We start from the raw sequence: 13,142 nt of genomic DNA, 5'->3' as shown, positions 1-13,142 counted from the left end.
GGTCCCGCGCCGCGGTCGTCGCCCTGGCGGATCAGCCGCTCGTGGGGGCGGGGCGGTGGGGCGTCTCGTCGAGGCCTTCGAGGGCGGGGCACGCGTGGCGGTGGCGACCTACGGCGGGGAGCAGCGCAACCCGGCGCTCTTCGCCAGGGAGGTCTGGCCGCTCCTGGAGCGCGAGATGTCGGGGGACAGGGGGGCGAGGGCGGTACTCGCGCGCCACCCGGAACTGGTAACGGAGGTACCTTGCGATGACGTAGCGGATCCGGGCGACGTGGATACTGTGGAGGACCTGCGGCGCCTCGAGGAGGAGCTGACCGCTCCCGGGCGTGGCGGGATTATCGGTCAAAGGAGGAACCGATGAAGCTGAACAACGAGTTTACGGTCAACGTTCCCGTGGAAGAGGTCTGGAACGTGTTGCTGGATCTCGAGCGCATTACCCCTTGCTTGCCGGGGGCTTCCCTGACGCAAGAGACGGGCGAGCGCGAGTACGACGGGGCGATGAAGGTGAAGCTCGGCCCCGTCACCCAGCAGTACAGCGGCACGGTGAAGATCCAGGAGGCCGACGAGTCCGCCCACCGGGCGGTTCTGAGGGCCGACGGCAAGGATGCCCGGGGCCAGGGGACGGCTTCGGCGACCATCATCTCCACGCTGCAGGACGAGGGGAACGGCAGCACGAAGGTTCAGGTCGAGACCGACATGCAGATCACCGGCCGCGCCGCGCAGTTCGGCAGGGGCGTGCAGCAGCAGGTGTCGGAGAGGCTGCTCCAGAGGTTCGCCGACTGCCTGGAGGAGGAGATCCAGAACGGAGGCGCTTCTAGAGGGTCTTCCCTGGCGGGTGCCCAGCCGTCGACGAACGGTTCCGGGGGCGGCCAGGCTCAGTCTGCCCAGCAGGGCGGCGGTCGTCAGCAGGATGAGGTCGAGGCGCTGGACCTCGGCGAGGCGAGCCGCGACGCGGTTATGGAGCGGATCAAGCCGCTGGTGCCCCTCCTGGCCGGCGCCGTCGCCCTGGTCTTCGTGCTCCGTCTGCTCAGGGGCGGCGGCAAGTCTTCGTCGCCGTCGTCGTCGGCGGCGAGCTTCTCCCGCTCCGGCGCGCGCGGCGAGTTCGAGGCGCGCCTGCGGTTCTAGAAGCTTCTCGGAGGGGGCGAGGGCCGGAGGATACGGACGGCGACGCCCCTCCCGGGCGTCGCCGAAGATGCTTCGGACTAGAAGGACGAGGGCGCCGGGCTCATGAGCCCGGCGCCCTCGTCCTTGCTCACGGCTCGGGTGGGGCGGCTCGCCCCACGGCCCTGCCTACCGGTACCGGGCTAGCCCCCGTTCAGCCTGCTCAGAAGGTCGTCTGCCCTGGCCACCAGGCCGGACTGGCGGAGCGCGTTCGCCACCGAGCCGTACACCCAGTTGTTCTCCTCGGCCCTGTCCAGTCCCCTTGCGATCGGGCCCTGCCCGCTCTGGCCCGCCCCCGACTGAGGGGCCGTCTGCCCTGCCGCCGCAGAGGGCTGCTCCTGCTCCGCCTGCGCGGTTCCCGCCTGTTCCTCGCTGACCGGTCTTATCAATCGCCGGTCGTTGACCGCCCTGAATAGGGGCTTCTCGTCCTCGGGTCTTCTTTCTCGTACTGGCACTAATGCCCTCCTTCCCCGGTGGGTGCTTCTGCAACACGCTTTATACCCTTAAACACGGCCCGGCGCAGGGACGTCCGTCGCGGCGGGGAACTCGGCACCCCCGAGGGGCTTCCTGGTGGGCGGCTACCGGGAGGCAGGTACTGGTTCGCTCCGCCGATGCCGTCATCGAAGGGAGAGCGACGCCCGGGGACGTATAGAAGACGCGCCAGAGCCAGAGGGCTGCGTTGTAGATCGCTCGGCCTCAGCGAGTTGTGGCCGTCGGCGGCGGTGTTCGTGGTGAGGGGGCGGGGGCACCGTCGTACCCCCGCCCCCTACTTACGGGCGTCCTTGAGGATCTCGAAGATCTCGGCTATGAGCGCCTCGCGCTTCTGGGGCGGGAGGTCCCTCGGGTGGATCGTCTGCTTGTCGGACTGGAGGTTACGGAGCTGGGCTTCTTCGCCCAGGTACTTGTCTATGAGGCGTACTACGGCGTCCACCTTCTCGCGGGGGAGACCGTCGCCACCGCGGGTCAGCCTGCTCCACATGCGCTACCCCTTCTCCTGGAAGCCTTGCGGGCGGATTATACCCCGCGCCGCGGAACGGTCGTGCGGCGGGCTTGCATGGGGTATGCGTAGCCCCTACGCGGAGCGGGAGGCGGCGGAGCGCGGGAAGGAGTGCTCGCGGGCGGGCGCGAAGCCCTCGGGGTGCTGCCAGGCGTAGGTGGTTATGCGGAGCTCCGTGTCGTCTATGGTGACGAGGTTGAAGCTCGACGGCCTGCCGGCGCGCAGGCGGTTGGAGATCGTGCCGGCGGTCGAGATCACGATCCCGGGCGCGTACTCCTGGACGGTGTGGACGGCCTCCTGATGGTCGTGGCCGCAGAGGACGAGCTCGGCCCCGAGCCTCTCGAAGGCCTCAAGGGCCTGCTTGGTGTTGGCGAGCCCGTGGCGGCCGGAGGTCTCGCCCTTTATGGGGTTGTGGTGGATCATGACGATGCGCGCCGCGTCGGGCGCGGCCTTCGAGAAGGCCTCCTCGACCTTTTTGAGGTCGCGCTTGTTGACGTGCCCGATCACGCCGAGGTCCCTGAAGCGGCGCGTCAGCGAGCCGCGCGCGATGCCGTGCGCCGTGTTGCAGCTGGCGATGACCGCCCCCGGTATCTCAAGGGAGGGGTTCAGCTCGGGGGAGATGTACCGGATGTACTTGGAGTACTTGAAGTCGTGGGCGCTCCGTCCGACGAGGCCGACGGCCCCGAGCTGGCGGGCGACGGCGCCGATCCACCGGACGTCGTGGTTGCCGGGGATGACGATGACCGGCGCGATCTCCTCGATGGAGTCGAGGTAGGCCCTGGCCTTCAGGAACTCCGAGGTCGAGCACCGCTGGGTGAGGTCGCCGGAGACCGCGACGGCGTCCGGCGAGATCTCCGCGATGGAGCCCTTGAGGGAATCGAGTTGCGCCGCTACGGCCGGCCGGCCGAAGTGCAGATCCGAGGTGTGCAAGATTTTCACCACGGGGCGGAAGTGTACCCCAACGGGCGGTTTGGGGAACCCCCCATCCCTCCGGGCCCCCTAGACCCTCGCCAGAAAGCCCGCGAGGGCGGCGTTGAACTCCTCCGGGGCCTCGAGGTTCGAGAGGTGGCCGGCGTTCGGGAGGGCGACGTAGCGGCTGTCGGGGATGCCGGAGGCCATCCTCTCCATGACCTCCGGGGTGGAGATGGCGTCCTCCTCGCCGCCGAGGACGAGGGTCGGCACCCCTATCTCGCCGAGCAGGTCCGTCGAGTCGGGGCGGTCCCGCATCGCGCCGAGGGCCGCGACGACGCCGTCGGGGGAGCTCTCGAGGATCATGCGCCGCACGTCTTCGACGACCTCGGGCTTGTTCTGGAGCGTCTGTCGGGAGAGGAGGCGCTCCATCTGGAGGTCCGGGAGGATCTCGACGCCCTCCTCGGCGACCCGGCGGGCGAGCTCGCGCCTGGTCTCCCGAGCCTCCTCCGTGTCCGGGTCGGGGCGGGTGTTGGCGAGGACGAGCGCGCTTATGCGCTCGGGGAAGAGCCTGAGGCACGCGAAGGCGACGTAGCCGCCCATGGAAAGGCCCCCGAGGGCTACGCGCTCGAGGTGGAGCCCGTCCAGAAGCTCGCGCACCCCTTCGGCGTAGTGGCGAACGTCGGGCTGCGCGCAGGGACGCGGGGACCGGCCGAAGCCCGGGTAGTCCGGGGTGATGACCCGGCGCTCGCCCTCGAGCGCGCGTACCTGCGGGGCCCACATGCGCCGGTTCAGGGGGAAGGCGTGCAGCAGCACGAGCGGGTCCTTCGGCCCCGATCCGCTCTCCCCGTGCGCCATGGGCCCGTCGCTCGTACGGTACTGTCTCATCCCCGTCTCCTCCCCGATCCTGATAAACCCTGCCGAAGCGTCGGCTCCACGTACACTAGCATCTAACCTAGAATGGGGCCCGTATGGTGCGTGCGTGACGGGCGAGAGCGGCTTCCTGAGGGTCCTGTACTCGGGCCTCCTGGTGGGGGTAACGGCGGTGTGGGGCTGGACCTTCGTCGTGGTGGGGGAGGCCATAGCCCTCTACGGCGTGCTCCCGTTTCTTGCGGTCCGCTTCGCCCTCGCCGCCGCCGCGATGGCCCCGCTGGCGAGAAAGGCCCCGCCGAGGACGCTCGCCGCGGGCGGCGCCATCGGGCTCGTCCTCGCGGCGGGCTACCTCTTCCAAACCGCGGGCCTCCTGTTCACGACCCCGACGAACGCGGGGCTCATCACCGGGCTCTTCGTCGTCTTCGCCCCCCTGGCGGACCGCCTGCTCTTCGGGGCGCGGCCCTCGCGCGGGGTGCTCGTCGCGGTGTCCCTGAGCCTCCTCGGGATGGCCCTGCTCGCGGGCGGCGGCCCCGACGGCGCCAACTGGGGGGACGTCCTCACGCTCCTGTGCGCGGGCGCCCTGGGGGTACACATAGCGCTCCTCTCCCGCTACGCCCCGTCCCACGACGCCGGCGGGCTCGCGTTCGCCCAGATTCTCGCGATGGCGCTCGTCTTCTCCCTCTCCTGGCCGCTCTTCGAGCCCCTCAGCCTGCCGCCTCGGGAGGTCTGGGTCGCGCTGCTCGTGACGGGCCTACTCGCCTCGGCCGGGGCGTTCTGGGTGCAGACCTTCGTCCAGCAGCGGCTGCCCGCGGCCCGCACCGCCGTGATCCTCACGATGGAGCCCCTCTTCGCCGCCCTCTTCGGGTACTGGCTCGCGGGGGACAGGCTCGTCGCGGTCCAGATCTTCGGGGCCTCCATGATCCTCTCGGCGCTCGTGATAGGCGAGGTGCTGCCGGTCCTGCGCCGGGGCAAGTAGGGGTTTAACCCACTCTTCAAGGGGAGTTCACCGCCCTGAAACAAAGCCCTGTAGGCTTGTTGTTACCCTTGCATCCGTTGCGGAAGGCCAGGTTCTACGGGGGTAGACGGATGGGCATCAGCGGGAACTGGGAGCACCGGCGCGTCGAGTCGGTCTCACGTATGGGCGAGATCGACCGCAGGACCTTCGTGAAGCTCTCGGGGGCGAGCGCCGCGGCCCTGATCCTGGGCTTCGGACCGTTCACGGAACAGGTATGGGCGGCGCCCCGTTTCTCGGACTACCCGTTCAAGCTCGGCGTCGCCTCAGGGGACCCGGCCCCCGACGGCGTGGTCCTGTGGACGCGCCTCGCCCCCGACCCCCTGAACGGCGGCGGGATGCCGGACAAGAAGGTCCCGGTCCAGTGGCAGGTAGCGAGCGACGAGGGCTTTGGGAGCGTCGTGCGCGAGGGGACCGAGTTCGCCCGTCCCGAGCTCGCCCACTCCGTGCACGTCGAGGTCGAGGGGCTGGACCCGGGGCGAGAGTACTACTACAGGTTCAAGGCCGGTCCCGAGCTGAGCCCCGTGGGGAGGACGAAGACGACGCCCGCCGCGGGGGCGACCGTTGCGGGCATGAGCTTCGCCTTCGCCTCGTGCCAGCAGTACGAGCACGGCTACTTCACGGCGTACCGCAGGATGAGTGAGGAGGACCTCGACCTCGTCGTCCACCTCGGGGACTACATCTACGAGTACGGCCCGAACGAGTACATCGCCCCCGGCGGGAACGTCAGGAACCACGTGGGGCCGGAGATCACGACGCTCCCCGACTACCGGCGCCGCCACGCCCAGTACCGGACCGACGAGGATCTCCAGGCCGCCCACGCGGCGTTCCCGTGGGTGGTCACCTGGGACGACCACGAGGTCGAGAACAACTACGCCGACGAGATCCCCGAGCGCAACCAGTCGGTGGCCGCGTTTATCCGGCGCCGCGCGGCGGCCTACCAGGCCTACTACGAGCACATGCCCCTCAGGCGCGCCTCGGTCCCCACGGGGCCGGACATGCTCCTGTACCGGCGCATCGCCTACGGCAACCTCGCCGAGTTCAACGTGATGGACACGCGCCAGTACCGAGACGATCAGGCAAACAACGACGGCACCAAGCCGCCGAACGCCCAGTCCGAGGACCCGAACCGCACGCTCACCGGCGCCGAGCAGGAGAGGTGGCTCTTCGATGGGATCTCCGCCTCCCGGGCGCGCTGGAACATCCTCGCCCAGCAGGTCTTCTTCGCCCAGCGCGACTTCGACTTCGGGGACGGAAAGAGGTTCAGCATGGACTCCTGGGACGGGTACGGCGGCTCCCAGAACAGGGTGACCGACTTCCTCGCCTCCCAGGATCCGCAGAAGAACCCGGTGGTCCTGACCGGCGACGTCCACGCGAGCTGGGCGAACGAGATCCTCACGAACTTCGACGACCCGGGCTCGCGTCCGGTGGGCGTCGAGTTCGTCGGAACCTCCATCACCTCGGGCGGCGACGGCTCCGACTTGCGGGCCGACACCGCCCAGACCCTGGAGGAGAACCCGCACATCAAGTTCTTCAACAACTACCGCGGCTACGTCCGCTGCAGCCTCACCCCGGAGGAGTGGCGGGCGGACTACCGGGTGCTCCCCTACGTCAAGCAGCCCGGCGCCCCCGTCACGACGCGAGCCTCGTTCGTGGTCGAGAGCGGCAACCCGCGCCTCCAGACCGCGGACACCAACCGGGTCCCGAACGCGGCGCGCTTCTCGCCCGAGGTCGAGGCGAGCAGGATCGAGGCCCAGGAAGAGGCCGCCGAGAAGCAAGAGCGCAAGCGGCGGAGGCGTTAGGCATGGTCGCAACGAAGATTTTCGGTCGGGGAAGGAGTCTGGCCCTCCTCGCCGCGCTGGCCCTCGCGGTCGTCGCGGCGACCCTGGCGGGGCTCTCGCGGACGGGGCAGGCCGCCGCTCCGTCCTCCGGCGCGACGCTGGCCTACGAGGCGGAGTCGCTCCTGGAGAACAAGCCCGCCACGGCGCCCCTGCGGGCGCAGGGGAACTGCTGCGGGATCGCGTGGTCCGGGGACGCCCAGCTCTTCTTCCTCGCGACAGAGCCGGGCGACACGTTCACCGTCGCCTTCGACGTGCCGGCGGGCGGCTCCTACGACGTCTCCGCCTACCTGACGAAGGCGCGCGACTACGGCTCCTACACCCTGGCCGTCGACGGCAAACGGCTCGGAGGGGTGTTCGACGGCTACAGCCCGACGGTGACCCGGACGGGGCCGGTACCTTTAGGCGGCGTGGGGCTCAGGAAGGGGCGGCACGAGATCACGCTGACCGTCACCGGCAAGAACCCGGCCGCGAGCAACTTCTACGCCGGCCTCGACCTCTTCGTCTTCGAGCGCTCGGCGAAGGGGTAGCCCTTCCGGACCGCGAGCGGCTGTAGAATGGCGGCTCGTCAGGGAGTTTTTCGGGAGGTTCTATGCCGCGCGTGGTGGAGGTGCCGGAGTACGAGGTACACGACGAGGTGCGGGTGGATCCCGCCCGCACCGCCCTCATCGTGGTGGACATGCAGAACGACTTCGTGAAGGAGGGCGGCACGCTCGTTGTGCCCGACGCGGAGGCCACGATCCCGCGCATACAGAGCCTCCTGGAGCTCGCGCGGGGGAGCGGGATGCGGGTCGTCTACTCGCAGGACACCCACACGGACGGCGACCCGGAGTGGAGCATCTGGCCGGAGCACGCCCGCGAGGGCACCTGGGGCTGGAACATAGTGGAGGAGCTCGCCCCTCGCGAGGGCGAGGCCGTGATCCGCAAGGTGCGCTACGACGCCTTCTACGGGACCCACCTGGACCACTTCCTGCGCATCTGGGGCGTGGACACGCTCGTCATCTGCGGCACCGTCGCCAACATCTGCGTCCACTACACGGCCGCGAGCGCGGGCCTCCGCTGGTACGACATCGTCATCCCCAGGGACGCCGTCTCGGCCCTCGACCCCTTCGACCTCGAAGCCTCCCTGAGGCAGACCGCCTTTCTGTTTAACGGCAGGATCTCGACGAGCGAGGCGATAGGGGCCAGGGACGGCAACGTCTACCGGAGCAAAGTCGAAGAGGCCGCCGCGGAGGCCCAGGGGGACGTTCAGGCCGCAGAGAAATAGCGGCCGGGCCTTGGAGCCCGGCCGCCGGAGTTTCCGTCGTTGCAGACGACCTACCTGGAGCCTGTTTTGCGGACTTGAGAGTTGAGGTGCCCGCGTATGCTCTCAGGCGTGAGAGAGAGTTACGCTACCGACCTCTCCCGCAAAGAATGGTCTAGCTATGTCGCCATCTACCCGAGATGTCGAGAAACGTGAAGATGGCTCGTCGTCTACTTTCCGGGCTGAAGCCGCTGGTACCACGGCTAGAGAAGATCTGTGCGGACGGAGCCTATGGCGGCGAACCCCTCGCGGAGTGGTGCCGAGACGAGGGCGGACGGGAGCTAGAAGTCGTTGGACGCGACAGGGAAGCTTCCGGCTTTCGGGTAGAACAGAAGCGATGGATCTTCGAGCGGACCTTCGGCCGGCTCGGCATGAGCCGCCGTCTAGCCAAAGAACTACAAGCGCGAGGTCCAGACCGGCGAGACGCTCATCGAGGTTGAGCTCTGAGGCGGTGACCTGTACGGGGCATACTCTGGTTGGCTAGCGATAGGAGTCCGACGATGCTCCCGTCGATCGGCTACGGTCGGATCCTCCCCTCCGGCCGCGCCGACCGGACATCATCCGCCGACCGGAAACTGGGGATCGTCCGCGCCGAGAACTTCGATGGTGAACCCGCCGGGGGCGTCAAGGTAGAACGTCCAGGCGCCGTGGAATCTGCCGGGAGACTTTACCTCGAACCCGTCGTCCTTCAGCCGCTGATTTATCTCATCGACCTTCTCTTCGCTCTCCTGCGCGAAGCCGACGTGGAAGGTACCCGGATACTCGACCTTTTTGCCTTCCATCAGGGTGAGGAACAGCCCGTCATCGTCGGACAGCGCGGCGAAGGAGTCGCCGCGCGTGGCCGCGCACCGTAGCCCGATGTACGTCTCCAAGAACTCCCGGGCCTCCCCGACGTCGGTGACCGTGAGATTGAGATGGTTTAGCTTCATGCTGGTCTTTTGCCTCCTCTGAAATCCTTACAGACCTTCACTCCGGAGATCGTGAGCCGTCATGGATCAAGCGTCAGAACTCGCCGACGGGTCCCTGCCTTGCTCGTCTCATTCGAGGCTCTCCCTTAGCCGGCGCAGCACCAGGGCGGCCGTTCGCATCTGCTCCGGGTCGTGCTGCCCTCCGATCCGGTTGGCCCACCGGGCCTGCCGTCTCCCTATGTAGTCGAGTGCTTGTTGGCCCTTGGGGGTCATCGTCATGAGCTTGGCGCGGCGATGGTGGGGGTTGTCGGCGTATCGCACCAGCCCGTCGGCGGCCAGGAGGTCGGCGGTCCTCTGGACGGCCTGACGGGTGAGCCCCATCGTGCGGGCGACCTGGGCGACCGAAGCGGGCCCTCCGGCAACCACCCCCAAAACCTGCCAGCGCGCGCTGGTCTGCCCCACGGGAGCCGCTATGCTGTCCCCCGCGTCGATCAAGCGCCCGTTGAGCCGGAAGACCTCCAGGATTATCTCGCCAAAAGCATCAGCGGCGGTGGTCGGCTCATCCATACGACAAGATACTGTCATATTGACAAGAGTTTGTCAAATCTACGAATTCGGTCTCCCAAAGAGGCGACAAACTTGCGTTTTCGGGCAACATGCCAAGCCCGTGAACACGTTTTGATGCTCGTTCAACTGGCCCGACCTTCCAGTCTGCAAAACAGGCTCTCAGTTGTCGTCCCCGTCATCCGACTGATCGTCGCCCTGGTCATCCGACTGATCGTCCGACTGGTCGTCGCTCTGGTCGTCGGCCTGGTCATCCTGACCGTCCTCGGCCTGGTCTTCGCCCCCGTCGTCGGCTTGATCGTCGGCCTGGTCTTCGCCCTGATCGTTGACGGGGGCGTCGTTGGCGGGCGGGGCGTCTCCCGCGTTCTCCTGCGTGCCCGTCCCGCCGCAGGCCGCGGTCATGAAGACGAGCGCCAGCAGGGCCGCCAACCAGATGGACGTCCTCGTTGCTCGGCCGCTCCCCGTTTGGATCCGCATGTTCCGTCGCCCCTTTCGAAGGTGGGTTTCTTTTACGTGAAACCATTCTCGCCGGGGAGCGTTAAACGGGAGTTTGCGAGCGGTTAGAAGCTTCTAACGCGGAGGTTCGAGCCGTAGCCCGTCGTTGACGCCGCTCCCTAATCCTTGTCGGTGGCTACCTGTAGGGGTGGATGGGAGGTCGGCGACCAGGGGCAGGCAGATCCTCATCGTGGTGCCTTCGCCGGCGCGGCTCTCGGCCTCGATGCGTCCCCCGTGCGCCTCGACGATGGTCTTGGCGATGGGGAGCCCGAGGCCCGTGCCGCCTTGTTTGCGGCTGCGGGCCTTGTCCACCCGGTAGAAGCGTTCGAAGACGTGGGGCAGGTCCTCCTCCGGGATGCCCGGGCCCTCGTCGGCGACCTCGATGCAGAGCTCGCCGTAGCCCGCGAAGGAGGAGAGCGAGACCGTCCCGCCGGGCGTGCCGTACTTTGCGGCGTTGTCCGCGAGGATCAGGACGGCCTGCTCGATCTGGCCCGGATCGATGCGCAGCCGTTCCTGGCCTTCCAGTACCTCGACGTGGGGCTCGGCCCCCCGCTCGCGCACGAGCACTTGCACCCGCCCGGCCAGCTCTGCGAGGAAGGGCTCCGCGCTCACGACCTCGGCCTTCATCGGCAGCGAGGCCGAGTCCGAGCGGGCAAGGAACAGGAGGTCCTCGACCAGCCGGGACATGCGGTCGGACTCCTGCAGGATCTCCTCCAGGATCTCGCCGTGCTCGCAGTCGCGGTCCATCTGCTTGCCCACCTCGGCGTTGACGCGCAGCACGGTGAGGGGCGTCCTGAGCTCGTGCGAGGCGTCGGCGAGGAAATCCGTCTTGGCCTTGGAGGCCCGGGCGAGCGCCGCCGCGGCCTCCCGCTGCCCGGCGTACAACCGCCTGAGCTCGCCGACCACGCGCACCACGGCGTAGGCCAGGGCGGCCCCCATCAGGAAGAGCCCGATCATGACCGCTATAAGGAGGAGCCGCGCGTTCGCGTTGGCGCGGTCCACCGCCCCCAGAGACTCCGCCGAGAGCTCCTCGCCGAGCCGGTCTATCTCTTGCGCCTGCTCCTCGAGCGCCCCGAGCAACGCCAGACCCCGGTCGCTGGCCTCCGTGAACGCCTCGGGGTCCGAGTCGCGAAGGTCGAGCGACGGCCGGAAGACTCCGTAGTACTCCTCGGCGGCGCGGCGCATCTCCTCCGGCTGCGCCACGCCGGGCTCCGTGATGCCGATCTCCTCCAGCTCGTCGATCTCCTGGAGCAGCCGCGCGTAAGCGTCCTCGTAGGCCCGCAGGCCGCCGCGGGACCCCCCGACGAAGGCCAGGTTGCGGTGGTAGTGGCGGACGTCCAGCACGGCGACCCGGAGGTCGTCGCCGTGGTCTTCTACCTCCACGTCGTACCCGAGCGCCTTGTCCGTGACCTCCTCGACCCGCCCGTTGACCGCGAGCCCCACCACGCCGACGAGGGCGACCGCGCAGAGCAGGCCGCCCACCGCCGCGACCACGACGCGCAGAGGCTGAGACCATATCCTACCGAGCCACTCGAGCCAGGACACTCCGTACCCCCCGGGTCCCTACGCCGTACGTTCTTTCAAAGAACGTGCATTATACTCCGGGTTCGAAACTATGAAGATCCTGGTGATAGAAGACGAGGCTCCGATCGTGCGCGCCCTCGAGCGCGGCTTCGCCGCGCACGGGGATCTGGTCGTCAGCGCGGACAACGGCGAGGACGGCATCGCGCTCGCGATGGACCGGACGGTGGACTTCGTCCTGCTGGACATCTCGCTGCCGGGGCGGGACGGCCACCAGGTTCTGGCGCGCATACGGGCCGTGCGACCCGAGGTGCCGGTGCTGATGCTGACGGCCCGCGACGACCTGGAGAACAAGGTCAGCGCCCTCAACGCCGGGGCCGACGACTACGTGACCAAGCCCTTCGCCTTCGAGGAGCTGTTGGCGAGGATGGGGGCGCTCGGCCGCCGCGCCGAGCCGACCGGCTCGCAGCTCGAGGCGGGAGACCTCCGGGTCAACCTCCTCTCCCACCGCGTGTGGCGCGGCGGGAAGGAGATCGAGCTCTCCAGCAGGGAGTTCGCCCTCCTGGAGTTTCTGATGCGAAACCCCCGCCAGGTTCTCTCGCGCCAGCAGATCCTCTCGGCCGTCTGGGACTACGCCTTCGACCCCGGCTCGAACGTCCTCAACGTCTACGTGCGCTACCTGCGCAGCAAGATCGACCGCTCGGGCGAGCCCTCCCTCATCTCCACCGTGCGCGGCGTCGGCTACCGCTTCGACCCGCCGGCCGATTCTCAGTCGTCCTCGTAGTAGTCGTCCGCTCCCTCCGGATCGTCCCCGTCATCGTCGACCACGTGCTGTTGGGTCGCCGGGGCAGGGCGCGCGGGTTGCGGGGGCGCGGCCTCGCCGTCGGGGCCGGTCAGCTCGATCTCCACGACGACGGGGCTACGGAGCGCTTGAATCTGGACTAAGGCCTCCCGCTCGTCCCTCACGACGAAGAAGTACCACTCCTCGGGCGAGAAATCGAGGTCCGCGACCGTCCAGCCCCTGGAGTGGAAGACCCCGCGGTAGAACGCCCGGATCTCGTCCGGATCGGCGTCGGAGGCGTACTCCGCGCTCGTCCTCGCGAGGCCGTCGAGCTTCTCGTGCCGGTACGCGACGCGCGTCGAGCCCGGGTAGCGGGGGAGACCGTCGGGGTCGCTGCCGGGGACGTCCGCTTCCGGGACGGCGGAGGGGACGGGCTCCTCCGCCGGCGTCGTAGAAGCCACGGGCGCCTGGGGGGGCGGTGCCGTCGCCCCCGGTCTGCCCGGCCCCGAGCCGGAGAGGGCCCATCCCACGGCGAAGGCGGCGAGGATCAGGGGCAACGCGAACACCGCGACGATGAGCGCCGCGTTCTTCACGGGACCTTCGGGAGGGGAGGGGCCGCTACTCGCCGGAGGTTCGTTGGGGCATCCTTTCGATGGCAGGCCTGCGGCTGGTCTCTCGGATCTTACCGACTCGCCGAGCGCCGGAAGCGAGAGTGGCGTTAGAGGTGCGTTAGAATCGTCTTATTCAGGGCTTCCTCGGCCGGACCTCAGCCCATGAAATTCC

At 68.6% G+C, this 13,142-nt stretch carries 17 protein-coding genes; 8 read left to right on the top strand and 9 right to left on the bottom strand.

What is annotated here, in order from left to right; all coding sequences use genetic code 11:
* Positions 1-55: 55 nt before the first annotated feature.
* Entirely contained in the window at positions 56-358 is a 303-nt protein-coding gene (locus GBA65_RS25630; protein WP_266096528.1) for a nucleotidyltransferase family protein, read from the top strand.
* On the top strand, positions 355-1,122 hold the full coding sequence (locus tag GBA65_RS20640) for an SRPBCC family protein (protein WP_166398145.1): 768 nt from the start codon (positions 355-357) through the stop codon (positions 1,120-1,122). Before GBA65_RS25630 ends, GBA65_RS20640 begins: the two co-directional genes overlap by 4 nt.
* A 179-nt stretch (positions 1,123-1,301) precedes the next feature.
* Here GBA65_RS20640 and GBA65_RS20635 read toward each other — a convergent pair whose 3' ends face one another.
* The 4 genes from GBA65_RS20635 to GBA65_RS20620 form a co-directional block, all read right to left on the bottom strand.
* Positions 1,302-1,613, bottom strand: a complete 312-nt coding sequence (locus tag GBA65_RS20635; protein ID WP_166398144.1) for a hypothetical protein — start codon at positions 1,611-1,613, stop codon at positions 1,302-1,304.
* A gap of 311 nt (positions 1,614-1,924) precedes the next feature.
* Positions 1,925-2,137 carry a hypothetical protein gene (locus GBA65_RS20630; RefSeq protein WP_166398143.1) on the bottom strand — a complete coding sequence of 71 codons (213 nt, stop codon included), beginning with the start codon at positions 2,135-2,137 and terminating at the stop codon, positions 1,925-1,927.
* 93 nt (positions 2,138-2,230) lie between these two features.
* Entirely contained in the window at positions 2,231-3,097 is an 867-nt protein-coding gene (locus GBA65_RS20625; RefSeq protein WP_166398142.1) for a metallophosphoesterase family protein, read from the bottom strand.
* Between the two features lie 57 nt (positions 3,098-3,154).
* Positions 3,155-3,952 carry an alpha/beta fold hydrolase gene (locus GBA65_RS20620; protein ID WP_207955984.1) on the bottom strand — a complete coding sequence of 266 codons (798 nt, stop codon included), beginning with the start codon at positions 3,950-3,952 and terminating at the stop codon, positions 3,155-3,157.
* Positions 3,953-4,046: 94 nt separating this feature from the next.
* Here GBA65_RS20620 and GBA65_RS20615 point away from each other — a divergent pair, with 94 nt between their 5' ends.
* The 5 genes from GBA65_RS20615 to GBA65_RS26920 all read left to right on the top strand — a co-directional run bounded on the left by GBA65_RS20615 (position 4,047) and on the right by GBA65_RS26920 (position 8,530).
* Positions 4,047-4,913 (top strand): DMT family transporter, encoded by an 867-nt coding sequence (locus GBA65_RS20615; protein ID WP_166398141.1) that lies wholly within the window; start codon positions 4,047-4,049, stop codon positions 4,911-4,913.
* 161 nt (positions 4,914-5,074) lie between these two features.
* Positions 5,075-6,751, top strand: coding sequence for an alkaline phosphatase D family protein (locus GBA65_RS20610; protein WP_407691123.1), 1,677 nt, complete (start codon positions 5,075-5,077; stop codon positions 6,749-6,751).
* A gap of 2 nt (positions 6,752-6,753) precedes the next feature.
* On the top strand, positions 6,754-7,317 hold the full coding sequence (locus GBA65_RS20605; protein ID WP_166398139.1) for a carbohydrate-binding protein: 564 nt from the start codon (positions 6,754-6,756) through the stop codon (positions 7,315-7,317).
* A gap of 62 nt (positions 7,318-7,379) precedes the next feature.
* A complete protein-coding gene (locus tag GBA65_RS20600) occupies positions 7,380-8,054 on the top strand; it encodes a cysteine hydrolase family protein (protein WP_166398138.1) in 675 nt (224 codons plus the stop codon).
* 176 nt (positions 8,055-8,230) lie between these two features.
* Positions 8,231-8,530: a transposase gene (locus GBA65_RS26920; protein ID WP_407691027.1), complete on the top strand. Its 300-nt coding sequence runs from the start codon at positions 8,231-8,233 to the stop codon at positions 8,528-8,530.
* Positions 8,531-8,647: 117 nt separating this feature from the next.
* On the opposite strand, the gene GBA65_RS20595 is transcribed toward GBA65_RS26920, so the two are convergent.
* From GBA65_RS20595 to GBA65_RS20580, 4 genes are all read right to left on the bottom strand, one after another.
* Complete coding sequence (locus tag GBA65_RS20595) at positions 8,648-9,019, bottom strand: VOC family protein (protein ID WP_166398137.1); 372 nt, start codon at positions 9,017-9,019, stop codon at positions 8,648-8,650.
* A 108-nt stretch (positions 9,020-9,127) separates the two neighbouring features.
* The gene (locus GBA65_RS20590; RefSeq protein WP_166398136.1) at positions 9,128-9,565 is read right to left on the bottom strand and encodes a MarR family winged helix-turn-helix transcriptional regulator; all 438 of its coding nucleotides are present in this window, start codon (positions 9,563-9,565) and stop codon (positions 9,128-9,130) included.
* 159 nt (positions 9,566-9,724) lie between these two features.
* Positions 9,725-9,991 carry a hypothetical protein gene (locus GBA65_RS20585; RefSeq protein ID WP_166398135.1) on the bottom strand — a complete coding sequence of 89 codons (267 nt, stop codon included), beginning with the start codon at positions 9,989-9,991 and terminating at the stop codon, positions 9,725-9,727.
* Positions 9,992-10,132: 141 nt separating this feature from the next.
* Entirely contained in the window at positions 10,133-11,602 is a 1,470-nt protein-coding gene (locus GBA65_RS20580; protein WP_166398134.1) for a sensor histidine kinase, read from the bottom strand.
* Between the two features lie 82 nt (positions 11,603-11,684).
* Between GBA65_RS20580 and GBA65_RS20575 the strand changes: the two genes are divergently transcribed.
* On the top strand, positions 11,685-12,362 hold the full coding sequence (locus GBA65_RS20575) for a response regulator transcription factor (RefSeq protein ID WP_266096527.1): 678 nt from the start codon (positions 11,685-11,687) through the stop codon (positions 12,360-12,362).
* On the opposite strand, the gene GBA65_RS20570 is transcribed toward GBA65_RS20575, so the two are convergent.
* A complete protein-coding gene (locus GBA65_RS20570) occupies positions 12,347-12,952 on the bottom strand; it encodes a hypothetical protein (protein ID WP_166398132.1) in 606 nt (201 codons plus the stop codon). The two genes, GBA65_RS20575 and GBA65_RS20570, sit on opposite strands and share 16 nt — an antisense overlap.
* Between the last annotated feature and the right edge of the window lie 190 nt (positions 12,953-13,142).

The organism is Rubrobacter marinus (genome assembly GCF_011492965.1).
Taxonomy (GTDB): Bacteria; Actinomycetota; Rubrobacteria; order Rubrobacterales; family Rubrobacteraceae; genus Rubrobacter_F; species Rubrobacter_F marinus.
The sequence above is the reverse complement of the archived record's forward strand: the minus strand, read 5'-3'. Positions and strand labels throughout refer to the sequence as shown.

Coding starts and splice junctions, on each gene's coding strand:
- GBA65_RS20600 (WP_166398138.1), top strand. CDS start 7,380: ATGCCGCGCGTGGTGGAGGTGCCGGAGTACGAGGTACACGACGAGGTG.
- GBA65_RS20630 (WP_166398143.1), bottom strand. CDS start 2,137: ATGTGGAGCAGGCTGACCCGCGGTGGCGACGGTCTCCCCCGCGAGAAG.
- GBA65_RS20605 (WP_166398139.1), top strand. CDS start 6,754: ATGGTCGCAACGAAGATTTTCGGTCGGGGAAGGAGTCTGGCCCTCCTC.
- GBA65_RS20595 (WP_166398137.1), bottom strand. CDS start 9,019: ATGAAGCTAAACCATCTCAATCTCACGGTCACCGACGTCGGGGAGGCC.
- GBA65_RS20640 (WP_166398145.1), top strand. CDS start 355: ATGAAGCTGAACAACGAGTTTACGGTCAACGTTCCCGTGGAAGAGGTC.
- GBA65_RS26920 (WP_407691027.1), top strand. CDS start 8,231: ATGTCGAGAAACGTGAAGATGGCTCGTCGTCTACTTTCCGGGCTGAAG.
- GBA65_RS20590 (WP_166398136.1), bottom strand. CDS start 9,565: ATGGATGAGCCGACCACCGCCGCTGATGCTTTTGGCGAGATAATCCTG.
- GBA65_RS20610 (WP_407691123.1), top strand. CDS start 5,075: ATGGGCGAGATCGACCGCAGGACCTTCGTGAAGCTCTCGGGGGCGAGC.
- GBA65_RS20620 (WP_207955984.1), bottom strand. CDS start 3,952: ATGAGACAGTACCGTACGAGCGACGGGCCCATGGCGCACGGGGAGAGC.